Below are 16,669 nucleotides of genomic sequence, written 5' to 3'. Positions count from 1 at the left end.
ATTGGCTTGACTGACCGGCATCAGGGCCCACGCTCACCGAGCGTGGGCCCTTTTTTGTGGGGTCAGGCCCGACGCCACAGCCAGTGGTCCAGGCTGAGGCGCCCCGAACCTTTGAGCAGCAACGGCAGCAGCGCCACCAGGTAGATCAGCGGCAGCTTGAAGTTGCCATGCCCCTGGTCGCTGATCGCATAGCCTTGGGCCAGCTCCGCAAGGCTTGACCACTCGGCCGGCCAATGCACGGTGGCAATCGCCACCAGTGTCACCACCGCCAGCACCGCGCTGGCCAGTCGCGTGCCCAGGCCCAACAGCAGAAGCAGCGGGCAGAGCAGCTCGGCCCACATCGACAATTGCCAGTTCAGGCCCGCCGGCAGCAGGTCGAAGGGGAACGGGAAGCTCCCCTGCAAGTCGGCGAACCAGTTGGCCCCGTTGAATTTTTCCAGCCCCGATTCGAAGAACTCCCAGGCCAGGAATAGCCGAAGCGGCACGTCGGCGCCCCAACTGCCGATGCGGTCGAGGGCGGTAAGCGGGCGGGTCAGGGTGTGCGTCAACATGGCAGGACTCCTTGGGATCAGTGGGACGTGGCCGGGAGTGTGTGCGGGTGGGGTATCTGCAGTGTGTCGGCGGGTTGGGGGTTGTGTATCGGTTTGTAGGTCGCGTTTGCCTTTATGGCCTCATCGCCGGCAAGCCGGCTCCCACGCCGACCGCATCAGCCCGCGCCATGCGCTAACCCTGTGGGAGCTGGCTTGCCAGCGATGAGGCCAGTGCAAGCAGTCCAAGGTAGTTGTGCCCCGAGGCCGGGTGAACCGCTCAGCGCAGCTCGATCTGCGCGCACAGCCCGCCTTCTGCGCGGTTGCGCAAGGTAAGGCTGCCGCCCATGGCCTGGGTCAGCTGATGGGCGATGGCCAGGCCCAGTCCGGTGCCGCCGGTGCTGCGATTGCGCGACCCCTCGACCCGGTAGAACGGCTTGAGCACTTCATCGAGCTCCGCCGCAGGGATGCCCGGGCCGTCGTCGAGTACCCGGATCAGCGTCACGCCGCCCTCATGGTCGACTTCAAGCTGGGCGGCACCGGCAAATTTCAGGGCGTTGTCCACCAGGTTGACCAGCACCCGGCGCAGGGCGTGGGGCCGCGCCTGCAGGGTGGCCTGGGTGCTGCCACGGCGCTCAACCCGGGCGCCGCTGTCCTGGTAGTCGAACACCAGGCTGTCGAGGAAGGCATCGAGGTTGACCTTGCACGGTGCCTCAGTGCCGCTGTCCATGCTGCGGGCGTAGGCCACGCCTTCGCGCACCAGATGTTCCATGGCATCGAGGTCGTGCCACAGCTTGTCTTTTTCCAGCCCGTCGTCCATCTGCTCGACGCGTAGTTTCATGCGGGTGATCGGCGTTTGCAGGTCATGGGAAATCGCCGCAAGCAGTTGCATGCGTTCCTTGAGGTAGGCGGCGATACGCGCCTGCAGCGCGTTGAAGGCGACGGCGGCGTAGCGCACCTCGCGCGGGCCGCTTTCGTCCAGCAGCGGGCCGGGGTGGTTCGGGTCGAGGTTGTCCACCGCCTGCACCAGGCGGGTCAGCGGGCCGATGGCCAGGCGTACGGCCAGCCAGGTGCAGAGCAGCAGCACCAGCAGCTGGATCAGCAGCACCACCGGCAGCCAGGTGGCCACCGGCACCGACGCCGGGGTCACATCGATGGTCAAGGGCGCGCCGTCGGCCAGGCGCAGGTGAGCCTGGAAGTGCGCGTTGGGGCCGGGGATCTCGAGGAAGGTCAACTGATAGCGATCACCGATGGCCTTGACGATCGACTCGGCGGCCATGGGCGCTTCGGCACTGGGCATGGCCTCGCCGGGCAGCCCGCCGTCGAGGCGGTAGCGGTAGGTGCGCCGCTCCAGGCGCGGCAGCCAGGCCGGGCGCTCGGCGGCGGGCAGGCGGTCGAGGATGGCCACCGAGGTGGACACGTCCAGCTCCAGGTTGCTGAGCATCATCGAGCGGCTGCTGACGTAGCGTTCATACGCCTGCAGGCTGAACGACAGGCCGTAGGCCAGCACCAGCCCGGTGAAGAAGATCAGCGCCAGGCGCGAGGCGAGGGTGCGCGGCCATTTCATGCAGGCGACTCCAGCAGTTGCACCGGCAGCGAGAACACATAGCCCTCGCTGCGCACGGTCTTGATGCAGGTGGGCTCGCGGGCGTCGTCGCCCAGGCGCTGGCGCAGGCGGCTGACCAGCAGGTCGATGGAGCGGTCGAAGATGTCGGCCTCGCGGCCTTGGGTGAGGTTGAGCAGTTGTTCGCGGCTGAGCACCCGTTGCGGGTGGTCGAGGAATACCCGCAGCAGCCGGTATTCGGCGCCGGACAGCGCCACCAGCGTCCCTTCGGCGTCCAGCAGGTGACGCGAGGTGGTGTCCAGGCGCCAGGGGCCGAAGGCGATCAGCCGGCTGCTTTCGCTGATGGTCAGGTTGGGCGGCAGCATGCGCGTGCGGCGCAGCACCGCGTTGATCCGCGCCAGCAACTCGCGGGCGGAGAAGGGCTTGGTCAGGTAGTCGTCGGCGCCCATTTCCAGGCCGATGATGCGGTCGGTTTCATCGTTGCGCGCGGTCAGCATCAGCACCGGCGTGTTGCGGTGCTTGCCGGCGCGCAGCTCGCGGCACAGCAGCAGGCCGTCGTCCCCGGGCATCATGATGTCGAGGACGATCAGGTCGACGGCGTTGTTCTCCAGGAAGGCGCGCATCTGCCGGCCATCGGCGACGATGCTGGTGCGCAGGCCGTTCTTCTTCAGGTAGTTGCCGACCAGTTCGCGGATCTCGCGGTCGTCGTCAACGACCAGGATGTGATCGACGTGTTCCATCGGAGGTGTCCTTGTCTTGGGTGTGGGCGCAGTGTACAGAGCGCGTTCGGCCTTGCCTGCGGCGGTTTGTATTGCAGTGTATCTGGCGCGGCTGCAGATACAGGCGCAGGCACATCGGTGCCTGGGCGGACACAAGCGCGATACCTGGCAGCGCTGAAATGGCTCTCGACCGGGGAGCAATGCCTCCCCACCCAAGAAGCTGCACCAGGAGAGATGCCATGACCCTCAAGACTTTTACCAGCGCTGCCCTGTTCGCCATCCTTGGCCTGGGTGCCATCACCGCCCAGGCCAGCAGCACCTCGATGAACGACGCCAGCGTGATGCACTATCGCTACGGGGACCATCTGGACATCAAGAAAGTCCTGTCGGTAAAAGATGACCAGCGCACTGGCTGTGGCCTGGTCAACACCCGCATGGACTACCTCGATTCCAACGGCAAGCCGCAAAGCGTCGAGTACCGCACTTATGCCACCAGCAGCTGCCATGACAACTGATCCGCGCGGTAAAGGGAGCAAACGTCGCCTGCTCAAGGCCGGCGGCGTGGCCCTGGCCCTGGTCGGGCTGGGGCTGGCCGGCCACCTGCTGGCACGCGACAGCTACGGCCCGATGCCGTCGCTGGCCGGCGCCGAGCAGTGGCTGAACTCACCACCGCTGGAGGGGCAGCAGCTCAAGGGCAAGGTGGTGCTGGTGGATTTCTGGACCTACGACTGCATCAACTGCCGGCGCAGCCTGCCCCACGTCAACGACTGGGCGCGGCGCTATGCCGACCAGGGGCTGGTGGTGGTCGGGGTGCACACGCCGGAGTACGACTACGAGCACGATCTCGCCAGCCTGCGCGAGCAGGTCAAGCGGTTGGATATCGGCTATCCGGTGGCGGTGGACAACGACTATCGGATCTGGAATGCCTGGGGTAACCAGTTCTGGCCCGCGCACTACTTTGTCGATCGCAAGGGGCAGGTGCGGCATGTGCATTTCGGCGAGGGCGATTACGACGGGCAGGAGCGTGTCATAAGGCAGCTGCTCGATGAGCCGGGCTAGCGGCTTACTCGCCCAGGCGCTGCTCGCGTGACGGTGGGTAGCCAAAGTACGCCGCATAGCACTTGCTGAAGTGCGACACCGAGACAAACCCGCAAGCTACCGCCACTTCCATCACCGAAAGGTCGGAATATTGCAGCAGGCGCCGGCTCTTGGTGATGCGCAGCTCCATGTAGTAGCGCCGTGGCGAGGTGCCGAGCTGGGCCTGGAACAGCCGGTCGATCTGCCGCCGCGAGCGCCCGGAGTAGGCGGCCAGTTGGTCGAGGCTCAGGGTTTCCTCGAGGTTGTTTTCCATCAGCTCGACGATGGTGCGCAGGTGCAGGCTCATGGACTTCTTCGCCCCCGGGCCGACCTGGCGATAGCGCGCCCCGGAGAACGACAGGATCTCTTCCACGCCCTCGGCCAGGGCATCGCCGTACAGCCGGCGGACCAGGCCGAGCATCAGTTCCATGGCGCCGTTGGGGCTGGCGGCGCTGAGGCGGTCACGGTCGAGGGTGAAGCTGGCCGGGGTGATGCGGGTTTGCGGGCTGCATTCGCTGAGGCTGGCGCGCTGCTCGGGGTGAACGCTGCAACCGTAGTCGTCGAGCACCCCGGCGCGGCCGAGGAACCAGGCCCCGTTCCACAGCCCGCCCAGGGTCATGCCGTGGGCGGCGCAGTCGCCGAGCAGGCGGTCGAGGCTCGGGTATTTGAGCGGGGTGCGCAGGCCGCCGCAGATCACCAGCAGGTCGAGGTCGTGCAGTTCGGTCGGGACCAGCGGGCTGGCCACCAGCTCCAGGCCCAGGTCGCTGAGCACCCGGTCACCGCCGCCCAGCGACAGGGGGGTGAAGGCAAAACTGTCGGCGCGCAGCAGGTTGGCGGTGACCAGCACGTCCATGGCCACGGTGAAGCTGGCCATGGAGAAATGTTCGAGCAGGACAAAGTCGACTCGGTAAGGCCGCTGGGCGCTGCCGTCGCTGGTCTTGAGCCGCAGCATGTTGCTGGTGCTGGTTTTCTTGCTGAACTGGCGTGGCGTGGGCACTGCGGACTCCGCTTCCTGGCTGGCGGCAGTGAGTGTGCGGGGTGTGGCGGGTAAAGACAACTGGGGGCGGGCGCGGGGTGTATGTCATGGAAGGGTGGGTGGGCAGCCAGGTGCATGTCTTGGAATGGTGTTTGGGCAGCCAGGTGTAAGGCGACAGGTTTGCAGCGCCTATCAGATCGAGCGCCGCCCGCGCGGCGCATCGCTGGCAAGCCAGCTCCCACATCTGTTTCGGGCCAGTCACTCCTGTGACTACATCGCTGTACGCCTTGTTGGCCCGACTCGATTTCGAAGTGGGCGCTGAAGGCCCTGCGCCTGACTTTAGACATGCACCAAGGCGGGCAGCGGTACCCTCACAGGCATAATTGGCCCGAAACAAATGTGGGAGCTGGCTTGCCAGCGATGCGCCGCGCGGGCGGCGCTCGATCTCATAGGCGCTGCAAAACCTCCGCCGGACACCTCGCAGCCTTCACTGCCCACAGACAGAGTCGCGCCCCTACTTGACCTCAACCAAACCTGAGGTCTGATACTCGCCCGCTCTTCCCACGATGGAGCGTGCCCATGCCCCAACCAAAGGCTTTTACCCTGTCCAACCCCGAAGGCCTCTACGACCCCAGCGCCAACGCCTATTCCCATGTCGCCGAAGTACGCGCCGGCAGTCGCCTGGTGTATGTGGCCGGGCAGGGCGGCGAGGGCCTGGATGGCGCGCTGTCGCCACAGTTCGACGAGCAGGTGCGTCAGGCGCTGATCAACCTCAAGATCGCCCTGGCTTCCAAAGGTGCCAGCCTGCAGGACGTGTTCAAGCTCACCCTGCTGGTGGCGGACCACAGCGAAACCCGGCTGCAGCAATGGGTGGCCGCAGCGACCCGCGCCTGGGATGGCAACATGACCCCGACCTGCACATTGATCCCGGTACCGCGGCTGGCGCTGGACGGCATGCTGGTGGAAATCGATGCGGTGGCAGCGCTGAGTTAGTGGCTCACTGGCCTCATCGCCGGCTTGCCGGCGATGAGGCCGGCGCGAGCAACGCAAGAAAGTTGCTGCCACAGGGTACTGTGCAGTTGCCAGCTTGGCGCTAGAATCGCGCTTCCTCACTGCCCGAGCGCCCTTGATGCCCACCCCCATCGAACTGCTGCAGACCGGCCCCGAGCAGGCCGATCTGGTGCGCAACCTCTACCAGTTCTATGCCTACGAATCGTCCGACTGGGAGCAGGAGGATGTCGAGGTGGACGGGCGCTTCTACCTCCACGAGCCGCACTTCGAGCGCTACTGGCAGTCCCCCGGCTGGGCCGCCCACCTGGTCCTGGTGGATGGCTTCATCGCCGGCTTCGTGCTGGTCGAGCGCAGCGAACTGCCGGGCATCGATGCACTGGAGCTGGCCGACCTGTTCATCCTCAAGCGCTATCGGCGCCAGGGAGTAGGCCGTGCCGTGGCCCTGCAGTTGCTGAGCGACGGCCGGGTCGACTGGCTGCTGCGTTGCTATGCCGGGGATGCCCCGGCCATGAGCTTCTGCCAGGCCGTGCTGGCCGACCTGCCGCGCCCGGTACGCGAGATCGCGCTGGACGACGAACCGCAGTTGCGCAATTTTCTGGTCACACCGTACCGCCATTGAGTACGCGCGATTTTTTTGTGACGCACTTCACAAAAACCGTTCGTCTGGCGGCATAATGCCAGTAATTCGTATTTTCGGACTGGTCTGACGCGAAGTCCGGAAGCTTCCTTGCTCAGGTAAATCCCATGCCGCTAGCTGCAAGCCCAGAGACCCTGTCCCGCCTGTTGATCCAGAGCGTAGTCGACTACGCCATCTACCTGCTGACCCCCGAGGGTGTCGTCGCCAGCTGGAATCCGGGGGCGCAGCGGGCCAAGGGCTACCACGCCGAGGAAATCGTTGGCCAGCATTTCTCGGTGTTCTACACCGACGCCGACCGCGATGCCGGTCTGCCGGCCTTGAGCCTGGCAACCGCACTGGAAGCCGGGCGCTTCCAGGCAGACGGCTTGCGCCAGCGCAAGGACGGTTCGCACTTCTGGACCAGCGTGGTGATCGAGCCGATCCTCGACGAAGGCAGCGGCCAGTTGATCGGCTTTGCCAAGATCACCCGCGATATGTCCGAGCGCCGCCAGCAGGAGCTGGAACTGCTCAAGGCCAAGGAACTGGCCGAGCAATACAGCCAGGAAATGACGACCCTGTCGCAGTTCCTCGACTCGGTGATCGGCAATATCCCGGCCAGTGTCATCGTGCAGGACCTGGCCAGCGAGCAGATCCTGCTGGCCAACCCCCAGGCCGAGCGCCTGTTCGGTGGCCAGGGCGTCAGCCTGGTCGGCCAGTTGCCCGGGCAGGGCCTGGCCCCGGAGGCGGCGGAGTACCTGGAGCAGCAACTGGCCCGCGGCGCGCGCAGCAGCAAGGGTTATGTTGCCGAAACCCGCGTCGACACCGCCAGCGGCCCGCGTACCCTGCGCAGCCGCACCCTGCGCTGCGAGGGTCGCGCCGGGCAGGGCGACTACGTGCTGTACGTGGCCGAGGATGCCACCGAGGAACTGGCTGCCCACGCCCAGATTCACCACATGGCCCACCATGACGCGCTGACCGGGTTGCCCAACCGCACGCTGTTCCATGAACGGCTCAAGCAGGCCCTGGTGCGCGGCGAGGACAGCGGCAAGCTGACCGCCACCCTGTGCCTGGACCTGGACAACTTCAAGAACATCAACGACACCCTTGGCCACGCCTTCGGCGACAAGTTGCTGCGCGCCCTCGGCAAGCGCCTGCGCCGCGAGCTGCGCGAGCACGACACCCTGGCGCGCCTCGGCGGTGACGAGTTTGCCGTGGTGCTGGTCGGCCTGGACAACCGCGAGGCCGCGCGCAACACCGCGCAGCGCCTGATCGATGCCATCAGCCCGCCGTTCCATATCGAGGGCCATCAGTTCAGCGTGGGGGTGAGCATCGGCGTGGCGATCGCGCCCGATGACCACGACAACGCCGAACAACTGCTCGGTTACGCCGACATGGCCCTGTACGAGGCCAAGCGCAATGGCCGCAACCGTTTCGAGAGCTTCCATGTCGAGCTGGACGTGGCTGCCCGCCAGCGCCGCCTGGTGGAGACCGACCTGCGCACGGCCTTGCACCTGGGCCAGCTGCAACTGCACTACCAGGCCGTGGTCGACCAGCAGAGCAACAGCGTCACCGGCTACGAGGCGCTGCTGCGCTGGGAGCACCCGGTGCGCGGCATGATCATGCCCATGGACTTCATTCCGATTGCCGAAGAGACCGGGTTGATCCACGAACTCGGTGTTCGCGCGCTCAACCTGGCCTGCCAGGAAGCGGCAAGCTGGGGCACCGAGCAGACGGTGTCGGTCAACCTCTCGCCGGTGCAGTTCAAGAACGCCAACCTGGTCCACACCGTGGCCCTGGCCCTGGCCGACTCGGGGCTGCCGGCCACGCGCCTGGAGCTGGAAATCACCGAGTCGGTGCTGCTGGGCAACAGCGAGGAAAACGTGCGCACCTTAAGGGCACTGAAGGACCTGGGGGTGTCGATTTCCCTGGACGACTTCGGCACCGGCTACTCGTCGCTGGGTTACCTGCGCTCGTTCCCGTTCGACCGGATCAAGATCGACAAGTCGTTCGTCCACGACATGTGCGACAGCCGCGAGGCGATGTCGATCATCCGCGCCATCACCGAGCTGTCCAACAGCCTGATGATCAAGACCACGGCTGAAGGGGTGGAGTCGGAAGAACAGATGCAGCGGCTGATGGCCGAAGGTTGCTCGCACTTCCAAGGTTATCTGTACGGGCGCCCGGCGCCGGCCAGCGAGCGCCTCAAACAACTCACGCCGGCCGGCCAGTAAGCGGCGCGGGCTTGCCCCGCGCCAACGGGCTCAGTGCAGGATCTGCTTGAGGAACGCCTGCGCCCGGGCCGTGCGTGGCTGGCCGAAGAACAGCTCGGGCGGGCTGTCCTCGATGATCTGCCCGCCTTCAAGGAACAGCACGCGCTCGGCCACCTGGCGGGCGAAGCCCATTTCGTGGGTGACGCAGAGCATGGTCATGCCGGTGCCGGCCAGCTGCACCAGCACGTCCAGCACCTCGGCGACCATCTCCGGGTCGAGCGCCGAGGTGGGTTCGTCGAACAGCATGATCCGCGGCTTCATGCACAGCGCCCGGGCGATGGCCACGCGCTGTTGCTGGCCGCCGGAGAGCTGGCTGGGGTACTTGTGCGCCTGGTTCTCGATGCCGACCTTGGCCAGGTACATGCGCGCCCGTTCCTCGGCGTCCTTGCGCGACAGGCCGCGCACGCTGGTGGGCGCCAGCAGGCAGTTGTCGAGCACGCTCATGTGCGGGAACAGGTTGAAGTGCTGGAACACCATGCCGATTTCGCTGCGTATCTGGGTGGCTTTACGGTCGGTGCCGGCCACGTCGATGCCGGCCACCTGGATGCTGCCCTGCTGGGCGATCTCCAGGCGGTTGATGCAGCGGATCAGCGTCGATTTACCCGAGCCCGACGGGCCGCACAGCACGATGCGCTCGCCTTCGCGCACCGACAGGTCGATATCGTGCAGTACGTGAAACGCGCCGTAGTGCTTGTTCAGGCCCTCGATGCGGATCAGCTCCGGGCGCAGGTCGGGCGTGGGTTGTGGAGTGGCAAGGCTGGCAAGACTGGAAGGTGCGGACATCGTTATTGTTCTCCCGCTCAGGGTTCAGTCGAAGCGTGCGGCGCTGTAGGGCGCAGGGTCGGTGAAAGGGCGTTCGCCGGTCATCAGCTCGGCCAGCAGGCGGCCGCTGACCGGGCCCAGGGTGAGGCCGTGGTGGGCGTGGCCGAAGTTGAACCACAGGCCCTGGTGCCGAGGTGCCGGGCCGATCACCGGGCGCATGTCCGGCAGGCACGGGCGGCGGCCCAGCCAGGGCTTGTCGTCCAGCCGTTCACCCAGGGCCGGGAACAGTTTGCGCGCCAGGGCTTCGCAGCGGCGCAGCTGGATCTCGTTGCCGGGGGCGTCGCTGGCGGCGAACTCGATGCCGGTGGTCAGGCGCACGCCCCGGGCCATCGGCGCCAATACGTAGCCGCCCTGGGTGTCGCAGACCGAGTGCTGCAGTGGAGCGCCGTCGCGGGTGCCGTAGTGCATGTGGTAGCCGCGCTTGATCCCCAGCGGGAAGTGGTAACCCAGGCGCTCATAGAGCTCCCCGGATTGCGGGCCGAGGCAGGCCACGACTTCGTCGGCAGTGACCGCGCCGCGCTGGGTGTCGACCTGCCAGCCGCCTTCGCTGCGTTGCAGGGTGCGGGCGTCGCCATGCAGGAACTGGCCGCCACGCTGGACGAACAGTGCGGCATAGCCACGGGTGAGGCCGCCGGGGTTGCTCACGGTCTTCGGGTCGAGCCAGTGGATGCCGCCGACCACGCCGCCGTCGAGCCCCTGCTCGCGGGCTTGCAGTTGCCCACGGTCGAGGAATTCGTATTTCAGGCCATAGCGCGCCAGGCCCAGCACATCCTGCTTGGCCTGCTCGAACAGCGCGCTGTCGCGGTATACCTCGATCCAGCCCTTGGCCTGCACCAGGCCTTGCAGCCCGGCGGCCTCGATCAGGGCGTCGTGCTCCTCGACGCAGCGCTGCACCAGCGGCAGCATGTCCGCCGCGGCTTCGGCCACGCGGCCCGGCGCCGATTGCTGCCAGTAGCGCAGCAGCCAGGGCGCGGCCTTCGGCAAATGCAGCAGGCTGTAGCGCACATCGGGCTGGCGATTGAGGCCGTAGCGCAGCAGCGCGCCGAACTGCCGGGGGAAGGCATAGGGGATCACGCTGGAGCGCTCGATCAGCCCGGCGTTGCCGTGGCTGGTGCCGCTGCCCGGCTCGTCGCGGTCGATGAGGATCACCTGGCGGCCGCGCGCCTGCAGGTGCAGCGCGGTGCTGACGCCGACGATACCGGCGCCCAGAACGATGGTTTGGCAATGCATGGAACGTATCCTTCAATCAGTTCAGGTGGCGGCCCAGGCGGGCCTCCAGGTGTTTCAGGGTGCGCCGGACGATCTCGACGATCAGCAGGTAGAGCACCGCCGCCCACAGGTAGATCTGGAAGTCGAAGCTGCGCGAGAAGGCCAGCTTGGTCACCCCCATCAGGTCGAAGATGGTCACCAGCGAGGCGATGGCGCTGGCCTTGATCATCATGATCAGCTCGTTGCCCAGCGGGCCGATGGCCACCAGCAGCGATTGCGGCAGGATCACCTTGAAGAAGGTGGTCGAGCGCTTGAGGTTGAGCGCCTTGGCCGCCTCGTACTGCCCCGGGGCGATGGCCAGCAGGCTGGCGCGGAAGATCTCCGCCTGGTAGGCCGCGGTGTTCAGGGTGAAGGCGAGCAGGGCGCAGTACCATGCCTCGCGGAAGAACCACCACAGCCCGACGTCCTGCCAGAAACCCTTGAGCGAGCCCAGCCCGTAGTACAGCAGGAACAGCTGGGCCAGCAGTGGCGAACCGCGGAAGAAGTACACGTAGCCGGCGGCCAGGCGCTGCAGCACGAGGCTGCGCGACATCCGCGCCAGGGCCAGCAGCATGCCCAGCAGTGCGCCCAGGGTGAACGAGATCGCCACCAGCTTGGCGGTGACCAGCAGGCCGTCGACGAAGCGAGGGCCGTAGCGCTCCAGCAGGTCCGGGTCGAGCACGTAGGCCAGCAGTTGTTCGAGGCTCATGTGCGGGCTCCTTGCAGGTGGCGGTTGCTGCGTTTTTCAAGCAAGGCGAAGACCCGGCCCGAGACTGCCGAGAACAGCAGGTAGATCAGGCAGGCCACGCCGTAGAAGAACATCGGCTCCTTGGTCACGCTGACCGCCAGGTTAGTCTGGCGCATCAGGTCGATCAGCGAGATGGTCGACACCAGCGAGGTGTCCTTGAGCAGGCTCAGCCAGTTGTTCGAAAGCCCCGGCAGGGCGATGCGCGTGAGCTGCGGCAGCACCACCTTGAAGAACCCGGTGCGCTTGCTCAGGCCCAGGGCCGAGCAGGCTTCCAGCTGGCCCTTGGGCAGGGTCTTGAAGGCCATCAGCCAGATTTCGCTGGAAAACGCGGCGAACACCAGGCTGAAGGCGACCATGGCGGCGAGGAAGGTGTTGATCAGCACCTCGCCCGGGTAGCCCAGGGCGGCAAGGATCTTCTGCGCGGCGATCTGGCAGCCGTAGTAGATGATCAGCAGGGTGAGCAGTTCGGGCAGGCCGCGGAACACCGTGGAGAAGGTGGTGGCCCAGGCCCGTGGCAGGCGTTTGCGCGAACGTGCGGCCAGGGCCACCAGCAGCCCCAGCGGCAGGCCGACGGGCAGGCAGGCGAGGGCCAGCGACACGGTCACCAGGGCGCCGGCCAGCAGCGCCTGGCCCCAGCCGCCGCTGGCGAAGGACAGTAGAGACAGTTGATCGAGCATGGGTGGAGTCCCCAGTTCGGTTGGGTTTGGCTTGCGGGGCATCCTCGACTGTGGAGTTGCTCCGGCTGGCCCTATCGCTGGCAAGCCAGCTCCCACAGAGTGTGTGCTTATCCCTGTGGGAGCTGGCTTGCCAGCGATAGGGCCGGGGCAGTCAGCAGATGCATGAACCGCCCCAAGCTGCTCTCAACGCCACATCAGTTATAGATATCGAAGGCAAAGTACTTGCTGGCGATCTTCTGGTACGTGCCATTGGCCACGATCGCCGCCAGGGCCGCATTCAACCGTGTGCGCAGCGCCTCGTCGTCCTTGCGCACGGCAATCGCCGCATCGGCCTTGGTGTCCTTGACGTCGCCGAGGATCTTGCAGCAGTCCTGGCCGTTCTTGTTCAGCCACTCGTGCAGCGGGAACTTGTCGGCGATCACCCCGTCCAGGCGCCCGGCGGCAAGGTCGGCGTTGGCTTCGTCCATGGTCGGGTACAGCTTCACGTCGGCGCCGGCCTTGCCGTACACGTCTTCGGCGTAGATCGCCTGGGTGGAGGAGGACTGGGCGCCGACGGTGTAGCCGACGAAGTCGGTCTGCGCGTCGGTGATCTTGCTGTCCTTGGCCACGGCCACGGTCAGCGGGGTGCGGTAGTAGTGGTCGGTGAAGGCGATCTTCTTGCGTCGTTCTTCGGTGTCGATCATCGACGCCACCACGGCGTCGTACTTGCGTGCCATCAGGGCCGGGATGATGCCTTCCCAGTCCTGCGCCACCAGGGTGCACTCGACCTTCATCTGCTCGCACAGAGCGTGGGTGATGTCGATGTCGAAGCCATGCAGCTTGTTATCGGCATCGACATAGTTGAAGGGCGGGTAGGCGCCTTCGGTGGCAAAGCGCAGGGTTTCGGCGCTGGCGGCGCCCGCCAGCAGCAGGGCGCATGCACCCACCACAGCCATGGATCTTTTCATCTCGCACCTCTGTACCAACACTCTTGCTATTGTTGTTTGCCCGCCGGCCACGAGGTGTAGCCGACGAACTCGTTATGTAGAGCGGCAGTTGCTTCCAAGCGTTTTTCAACATCCGGCCCGAGCTTCTTGCAGACCTCGTTGACCATCAGGTGCACCCACGACAGCATCGCCGCCGTGGAGTCCCAGAACAGATTGAATTCGGTGGGGATGCGGAACACCTCGTCGGCGTTGGCATCGGCCCAATCACAGAAGGTGTCGGTGACCAGCGTCACCGGGATGCCCAGGGCGCGGGCCTTCTGGCACAGCTGCAGGGCGTGGCGCGAGTAGCGGCGGGCCTCGAACACCACCAGGGTGAGGTCTTCGGGCTTGCCCAGCAGCACCTCGCCGAAGTGGCCGGCGCTGCCATCCACGCAGTGCACGCCATTGCGCAGGTACTGCAGCAGGTGGGTCATGCACAGGGCAATGCCGCGCTCGGTCTGGAAGCCGGCGATGAACACCAGGGGTTTATCTGCCAGGCGGCGAGCCACCTGGCGCCAGGCCTCGCTGCGGCTGTATTCGTGCACACGGACCAGGGCGGCCATTTCCAGCTCCAGGCTGCCGGCGTGTTCGCGGCCATCTTCGGGTTGCTGGCGAAACTCCTGCAGGCGATCACCCACCAGCCAGGGGCCATCACCGAGGTCGTTCTGCAAGTCCTGCTTGAGCGCCTTGAGGTGGGCGTAGCCCAGCGCACGGCAGAAGCGGCCGACACTCGATTCGCTGACGTCCAGCTTGGCGGCGATGCTCGCCGACGTCTGGAACGGCAGCTCGTGCAGGTTGGCGAGCATGTAGCTGGCGATCTTGCGGCCAGAGGCGGCAGCGCTGTCGAGGCTGCTTTCCAGGCGTTGCTTGATCGATTGGCTCATGAAGCGCTCCGGCTGATTTCTGGCGTGGGAAAGAAAATGGCTGTTTTCTGTCATCAAGTCAATATTTGACAGATAGCTGTCATTCACGGGAAAGTCAGGGCGTTGCGCTGTAGCCATTCCAATACCAAGAAAGGAGCTTCAGATGTCCGCACCGTCCACCAGCCCTGCCGTGCGCGTGCCCTTTGCCGAGCTGCAGGCGCTGTTGCAAGCGATCCTCCAACGCCATGGCTGCAGCGCAGCGGTGGCCGCCGTGCTCGCCCATAACTGCGCCAGCGCCCAGCGCGATGGCGCCCACAGCCATGGTGTGTTCCGCATTCCCGGTTACGTCTCGACCCTGGCCAGCGGCTGGGTCGACGGCACGGTCGTGCCGCAGGTGAGCGACGTGGCGTCGGGCTATGTGCGGGTCGATGCCGGCGGCGGCTTTGCCCAGCCGGCCCTGGCGGCGGCGCGCGCGCTGCTGGTGGAGAAGGCCCGCAGCGCCGGCATCGCCGTGCTGGCGATCCACAATTCGCACCATTTCGCCGCCCTGTGGCCGGATGTCGAGCCGTTCGCCGATGAAGGCCTGGTGGCTTTGAGCGTGGTCAACAGCATGACCTGCGTGGTGCCCCACGGTGCGCGCAAGCCGTTGTTCGGCACCAACCCCATCGCCTTTGCCGCGCCGTGCGCCGGGCACGATCCGATCGTGTTCGACATGGCCACCAGCGCCATGGCCCACGGTGACGTGCAGATTGCCGCCCGTGCCGGCCAGCAATTGCCTGAAGGCATGGGCGTGGATGCAAGCGGGCAGCCCACCACCGATCCCAAGGCCATTCTCGAAGGCGGTGCGCTGCTGCCATTCGGCGGGCACAAGGGTTCGGCGCTGTCGATGATGGTCGAGTTGCTGGCGGCGGCGCTGACCGGTGGCCACTTCTCCTGGGAATTCGACTGGTCCGGGCACCCGGGAGCGAAGACGCCGTGGACCGGGCAACTGATCATCGTGATCGACCCGAGCAAGGCCGAAGGCGAGCGCTTTGCCCAGCGCAGCCGTGAACTGGTGGAGCAGATGCAGGCGGTGGGGCTGTCGCGCATGCCGGGTGAGCGTCGCTATCGCGAGCGTGAAGTGGCGGGCAGGGAAGGAGTGGCGTTGACCGACCAGGAGTTGGCCGGTTTGAAGGAACTGGCTGGCTGAAACGGAATTTTCCAAGCTGGCGCGATCCCTGTGGGAGCGGGCTTGCCCGCTCCCACAGGGGCCAGTGTGTGCAACGGCGCATCCAGCCCCTTGCACATCAGTGATGTTCCTGAAGCCTGTCTGCGGGTATCCTCGCTGCAGCCTTTTCTGAACTGTCCTGATTTCCAAGGAGCTGCACGCTGTGTTCAAACATGTCGATGCCTATGCCGGCGACCCGATCCTCTCGCTGATGGAAACCTTCAAGGCCGACCCGCGCGCCGACAAGGTCAACCTGAGTATCGGCCTGTACTACGACGAAGCCGGCGTGGTGCCGCAGCTGGCGGCGGTGGGTGAGGTCGAGAAGCGCCTGGCCGGCCAGCCCCATGAAGCGTCGCTGTACCTGCCGATGGAAGGCCTGGCCGCCTACCGCCAGGCGATACAGGCGCTGCTGTTCGGCAGCGATCACCCGGCCGTGGCCGCTGGCCGCGTGGCCACGGTGCAGACCGTGGGCGGTTCCGGTGCGCTGAAAGTCGGCGCCGACTTCCTCAAGCGCTACTTCCCGGGCTCGGAAGTCTGGGTCAGCAACCCGACCTGGGACAACCACCGGGCGATCTTCGAAGGCGCGGGCTTCAAGGTGCATACCTACCCGTACTTCGATTCGGCCAGCCGTGGCGTCGACTTCGCCGGCATGCTGGCGACCCTGCAGACCCTGCCGGCCAACAGCGTGGTACTGCTGCACCCGTGCTGCCACAACCCCACCGGCGTCGACCTGGACCAGAGCCAGTGGCAGCAAGTGGTCGAAGTGGTCAAGGCACGTCAGCTGATCCCGTTCCTCGACATCGCCTACCAGGGCTTCGGCGAAGGCCTGGTCGAGGATGCCTACGCCATCCGCGAAATGGCCCGTGCCGGCGTGCCGTGCCTGGTCAGCAACTCGTTCTCGAAGATCTTCTCGCTGTACGGCGAGCGGGTAGGGGGCCTGTCGGTGGTCTGTGACGACGCCGCCACCGCAGTCAGCGTGCTCGGCCAGCTCAAGGCCACCGTGCGCCGCAACTACTCCAGCCCGCCCGCGTTCGGCGCCCAGCTGGTGGCCGGCGTGCTCGGCGATGCCGCACTCAATGCCCAGTGGGCGGCGGAAGTGGAAGTGATGCGCAAGCGTATCCTCGACATGCGCCAACGCCTGGTCGACCTGCTCGGCGAGCTGCTGCCGGGCCAGGACTTCCAGTTCTTCCTGCGCCAGCGCGGCATGTTCAGCTACACCGGCTTCAGCGTCGAGCAGGTGCGTCGCCTGCGTGACGAGTTCGGCGTGTACCTGATCGACAGCGGCCGGGTGTGCATGTCCGGGCTGCGTCCGGCCAACCTGCGCCAGGTGGCCGAGGCGTTTGCGGCGGTGCACAAGGGCTGAGCGAATCGGCCTAATC

At 66.1% G+C, this 16,669-nt stretch carries 17 protein-coding genes; 7 read left to right on the top strand and 10 right to left on the bottom strand.

Annotated elements, in window-relative coordinates:
• Nucleotides 1–62: 62 nt before the first annotated feature.
• From ACQ4N9_RS24950 to ACQ4N9_RS24940, 3 genes are all read right to left on the bottom strand, one after another.
• Complete coding sequence (locus tag ACQ4N9_RS24950) at nucleotides 63–551, bottom strand: HvfX family Cu-binding RiPP maturation protein (RefSeq protein WP_390970875.1); 489 nt, start codon at nucleotides 549–551, stop codon at nucleotides 63–65.
• A 256-nt stretch (nucleotides 552–807) separates the two neighbouring features.
• Nucleotides 808–2,094 carry a sensor histidine kinase gene (locus ACQ4N9_RS24945; protein ID WP_390970877.1) on the bottom strand — a complete coding sequence of 429 codons (1,287 nt, stop codon included), beginning with the start codon at nucleotides 2,092–2,094 and terminating at the stop codon, nucleotides 808–810.
• Nucleotides 2,091–2,831 carry a response regulator gene (locus ACQ4N9_RS24940; RefSeq protein WP_110994426.1) on the bottom strand — a complete coding sequence of 247 codons (741 nt, stop codon included), beginning with the start codon at nucleotides 2,829–2,831 and terminating at the stop codon, nucleotides 2,091–2,093. Before ACQ4N9_RS24940 ends, ACQ4N9_RS24945 begins: the two co-directional genes overlap by 4 nt.
• A gap of 218 nt (nucleotides 2,832–3,049) precedes the next feature.
• On the opposite strand from ACQ4N9_RS24940, the gene ACQ4N9_RS24935 reads away from it, so the two are divergent.
• Nucleotides 3,050–3,325: a DUF2790 domain-containing protein gene (locus tag ACQ4N9_RS24935; protein ID WP_390970879.1), complete on the top strand. Its 276-nt coding sequence runs from the start codon at nucleotides 3,050–3,052 to the stop codon at nucleotides 3,323–3,325.
• Nucleotides 3,315–3,869, top strand: coding sequence for a thioredoxin family protein (locus ACQ4N9_RS24930; protein ID WP_390970881.1), 555 nt, complete (start codon nucleotides 3,315–3,317; stop codon nucleotides 3,867–3,869). Before ACQ4N9_RS24935 ends, ACQ4N9_RS24930 begins: the two co-directional genes overlap by 11 nt.
• 4 nt (nucleotides 3,870–3,873) lie before the next feature.
• On the opposite strand, the gene ACQ4N9_RS24925 is transcribed toward ACQ4N9_RS24930, so the two are convergent.
• On the bottom strand, nucleotides 3,874–4,884 hold the full coding sequence (locus tag ACQ4N9_RS24925; protein WP_390970883.1) for a GlxA family transcriptional regulator: 1,011 nt from the start codon (nucleotides 4,882–4,884) through the stop codon (nucleotides 3,874–3,876).
• Between the two features lie 558 nt (nucleotides 4,885–5,442).
• On the opposite strand from ACQ4N9_RS24925, the gene ACQ4N9_RS24920 reads away from it, so the two are divergent.
• The 3 genes from ACQ4N9_RS24920 (at nucleotide 5,443) to ACQ4N9_RS24910 (ending at nucleotide 8,721) form a co-directional block, all read left to right on the top strand.
• Nucleotides 5,443–5,856 (top strand): RidA family protein, encoded by a 414-nt coding sequence (locus ACQ4N9_RS24920; protein ID WP_390970884.1) that lies wholly within the window; start codon nucleotides 5,443–5,445, stop codon nucleotides 5,854–5,856.
• Between the two features lie 136 nt (nucleotides 5,857–5,992).
• Nucleotides 5,993–6,493 carry a GNAT family N-acetyltransferase gene (locus ACQ4N9_RS24915; RefSeq protein ID WP_258704388.1) on the top strand — a complete coding sequence of 167 codons (501 nt, stop codon included), beginning with the start codon at nucleotides 5,993–5,995 and terminating at the stop codon, nucleotides 6,491–6,493.
• 125 nt (nucleotides 6,494–6,618) lie between these two features.
• Entirely contained in the window at nucleotides 6,619–8,721 is a 2,103-nt protein-coding gene (locus tag ACQ4N9_RS24910; RefSeq protein WP_390970886.1) for a putative bifunctional diguanylate cyclase/phosphodiesterase, read from the top strand.
• Nucleotides 8,722–8,751: 30 nt separating this feature from the next.
• Here the strand turns inward: ACQ4N9_RS24910 and ACQ4N9_RS24905 are convergent, their stop codons facing one another.
• The 6 genes from ACQ4N9_RS24905 to ACQ4N9_RS24880 all read right to left on the bottom strand — a co-directional run bounded on the left by ACQ4N9_RS24905 (nucleotide 8,752) and on the right by ACQ4N9_RS24880 (nucleotide 14,104).
• Nucleotides 8,752–9,543 carry an amino acid ABC transporter ATP-binding protein gene (locus ACQ4N9_RS24905; RefSeq protein ID WP_309474893.1) on the bottom strand — a complete coding sequence of 264 codons (792 nt, stop codon included), beginning with the start codon at nucleotides 9,541–9,543 and terminating at the stop codon, nucleotides 8,752–8,754.
• Nucleotides 9,544–9,567: 24 nt separating this feature from the next.
• Nucleotides 9,568–10,812 (bottom strand): FAD-dependent oxidoreductase, encoded by a 1,245-nt coding sequence (locus ACQ4N9_RS24900; protein WP_390970889.1) that lies wholly within the window; start codon nucleotides 10,810–10,812, stop codon nucleotides 9,568–9,570.
• 16 nt (nucleotides 10,813–10,828) lie between these two features.
• On the bottom strand, nucleotides 10,829–11,539 hold the full coding sequence (locus ACQ4N9_RS24895; protein ID WP_323833435.1) for an ABC transporter permease: 711 nt from the start codon (nucleotides 11,537–11,539) through the stop codon (nucleotides 10,829–10,831).
• Nucleotides 11,536–12,255 (bottom strand): ABC transporter permease, encoded by a 720-nt coding sequence (locus ACQ4N9_RS24890; protein WP_125464244.1) that lies wholly within the window; start codon nucleotides 12,253–12,255, stop codon nucleotides 11,536–11,538. The genes ACQ4N9_RS24895 and ACQ4N9_RS24890 overlap by 4 nt, the downstream gene beginning before the upstream one ends.
• A gap of 194 nt (nucleotides 12,256–12,449) precedes the next feature.
• On the bottom strand, nucleotides 12,450–13,202 hold the full coding sequence (locus tag ACQ4N9_RS24885) for a transporter substrate-binding domain-containing protein (RefSeq protein ID WP_125464243.1): 753 nt from the start codon (nucleotides 13,200–13,202) through the stop codon (nucleotides 12,450–12,452).
• 26 nt (nucleotides 13,203–13,228) lie between these two features.
• A complete protein-coding gene (locus ACQ4N9_RS24880) occupies nucleotides 13,229–14,104 on the bottom strand; it encodes a MurR/RpiR family transcriptional regulator (protein WP_390970890.1) in 876 nt (291 codons plus the stop codon).
• A 142-nt stretch (nucleotides 14,105–14,246) separates the two neighbouring features.
• On the opposite strand from ACQ4N9_RS24880, the gene ACQ4N9_RS24875 reads away from it, so the two are divergent.
• Together ACQ4N9_RS24875 and ACQ4N9_RS24870 are read left to right on the top strand one after the other, a co-directional pair.
• Nucleotides 14,247–15,272, top strand: a complete 1,026-nt coding sequence (locus ACQ4N9_RS24875; RefSeq protein WP_390970891.1) for an Ldh family oxidoreductase — start codon at nucleotides 14,247–14,249, stop codon at nucleotides 15,270–15,272.
• A gap of 181 nt (nucleotides 15,273–15,453) precedes the next feature.
• Nucleotides 15,454–16,653, top strand: a complete 1,200-nt coding sequence (locus ACQ4N9_RS24870) for an aromatic amino acid transaminase (protein WP_390970893.1) — start codon at nucleotides 15,454–15,456, stop codon at nucleotides 16,651–16,653.
• The last annotated feature ends 16 nt before the right edge of the window (nucleotides 16,654–16,669 follow it).

The organism is Pseudomonas sp. ES1 (genome assembly GCF_050586605.1).
GTDB classification, from domain to species: Bacteria; Pseudomonadota; Gammaproteobacteria; order Pseudomonadales; family Pseudomonadaceae; genus Aquipseudomonas; species Aquipseudomonas sichuanensis.
The sequence above is the reverse complement of the archived record's forward strand: the minus strand, read 5'-3'. Positions and strand labels throughout refer to the sequence as shown.

Excerpts from the sequence above, each read along its gene's own strand:
- ACQ4N9_RS24950 (WP_390970875.1), bottom strand. The coding sequence starts at position 551 with ATGTTGACGCACACCCTGACCCGCCCGCTTACCGCCCTCGACCGCATC.
- ACQ4N9_RS24945 (WP_390970877.1), bottom strand. The coding sequence starts at position 2,094 with ATGAAATGGCCGCGCACCCTCGCCTCGCGCCTGGCGCTGATCTTCTTC.
- ACQ4N9_RS24940 (WP_110994426.1), bottom strand. The coding sequence starts at position 2,831 with ATGGAACACGTCGATCACATCCTGGTCGTTGACGACGACCGCGAGATC.
- ACQ4N9_RS24935 (WP_390970879.1), top strand. The coding sequence starts at position 3,050 with ATGACCCTCAAGACTTTTACCAGCGCTGCCCTGTTCGCCATCCTTGGC.
- ACQ4N9_RS24930 (WP_390970881.1), top strand. The coding sequence starts at position 3,315 with ATGACAACTGATCCGCGCGGTAAAGGGAGCAAACGTCGCCTGCTCAAG.
- ACQ4N9_RS24920 (WP_390970884.1), top strand. The coding sequence starts at position 5,443 with ATGCCCCAACCAAAGGCTTTTACCCTGTCCAACCCCGAAGGCCTCTAC.
- ACQ4N9_RS24915 (WP_258704388.1), top strand. The coding sequence starts at position 5,993 with ATGCCCACCCCCATCGAACTGCTGCAGACCGGCCCCGAGCAGGCCGAT.
- ACQ4N9_RS24910 (WP_390970886.1), top strand. The coding sequence starts at position 6,619 with ATGCCGCTAGCTGCAAGCCCAGAGACCCTGTCCCGCCTGTTGATCCAG.
- ACQ4N9_RS24905 (WP_309474893.1), bottom strand. The coding sequence starts at position 9,543 with ATGTCCGCACCTTCCAGTCTTGCCAGCCTTGCCACTCCACAACCCACG.
- ACQ4N9_RS24900 (WP_390970889.1), bottom strand. The coding sequence starts at position 10,812 with ATGCATTGCCAAACCATCGTTCTGGGCGCCGGTATCGTCGGCGTCAGC.
- ACQ4N9_RS24895 (WP_323833435.1), bottom strand. The coding sequence starts at position 11,539 with ATGAGCCTCGAACAACTGCTGGCCTACGTGCTCGACCCGGACCTGCTG.
- ACQ4N9_RS24890 (WP_125464244.1), bottom strand. The coding sequence starts at position 12,255 with ATGCTCGATCAACTGTCTCTACTGTCCTTCGCCAGCGGCGGCTGGGGC.
- ACQ4N9_RS24885 (WP_125464243.1), bottom strand. The coding sequence starts at position 13,202 with ATGAAAAGATCCATGGCTGTGGTGGGTGCATGCGCCCTGCTGCTGGCG.
- ACQ4N9_RS24880 (WP_390970890.1), bottom strand. The coding sequence starts at position 14,104 with ATGAGCCAATCGATCAAGCAACGCCTGGAAAGCAGCCTCGACAGCGCT.
- ACQ4N9_RS24875 (WP_390970891.1), top strand. The coding sequence starts at position 14,247 with ATGTCCGCACCGTCCACCAGCCCTGCCGTGCGCGTGCCCTTTGCCGAG.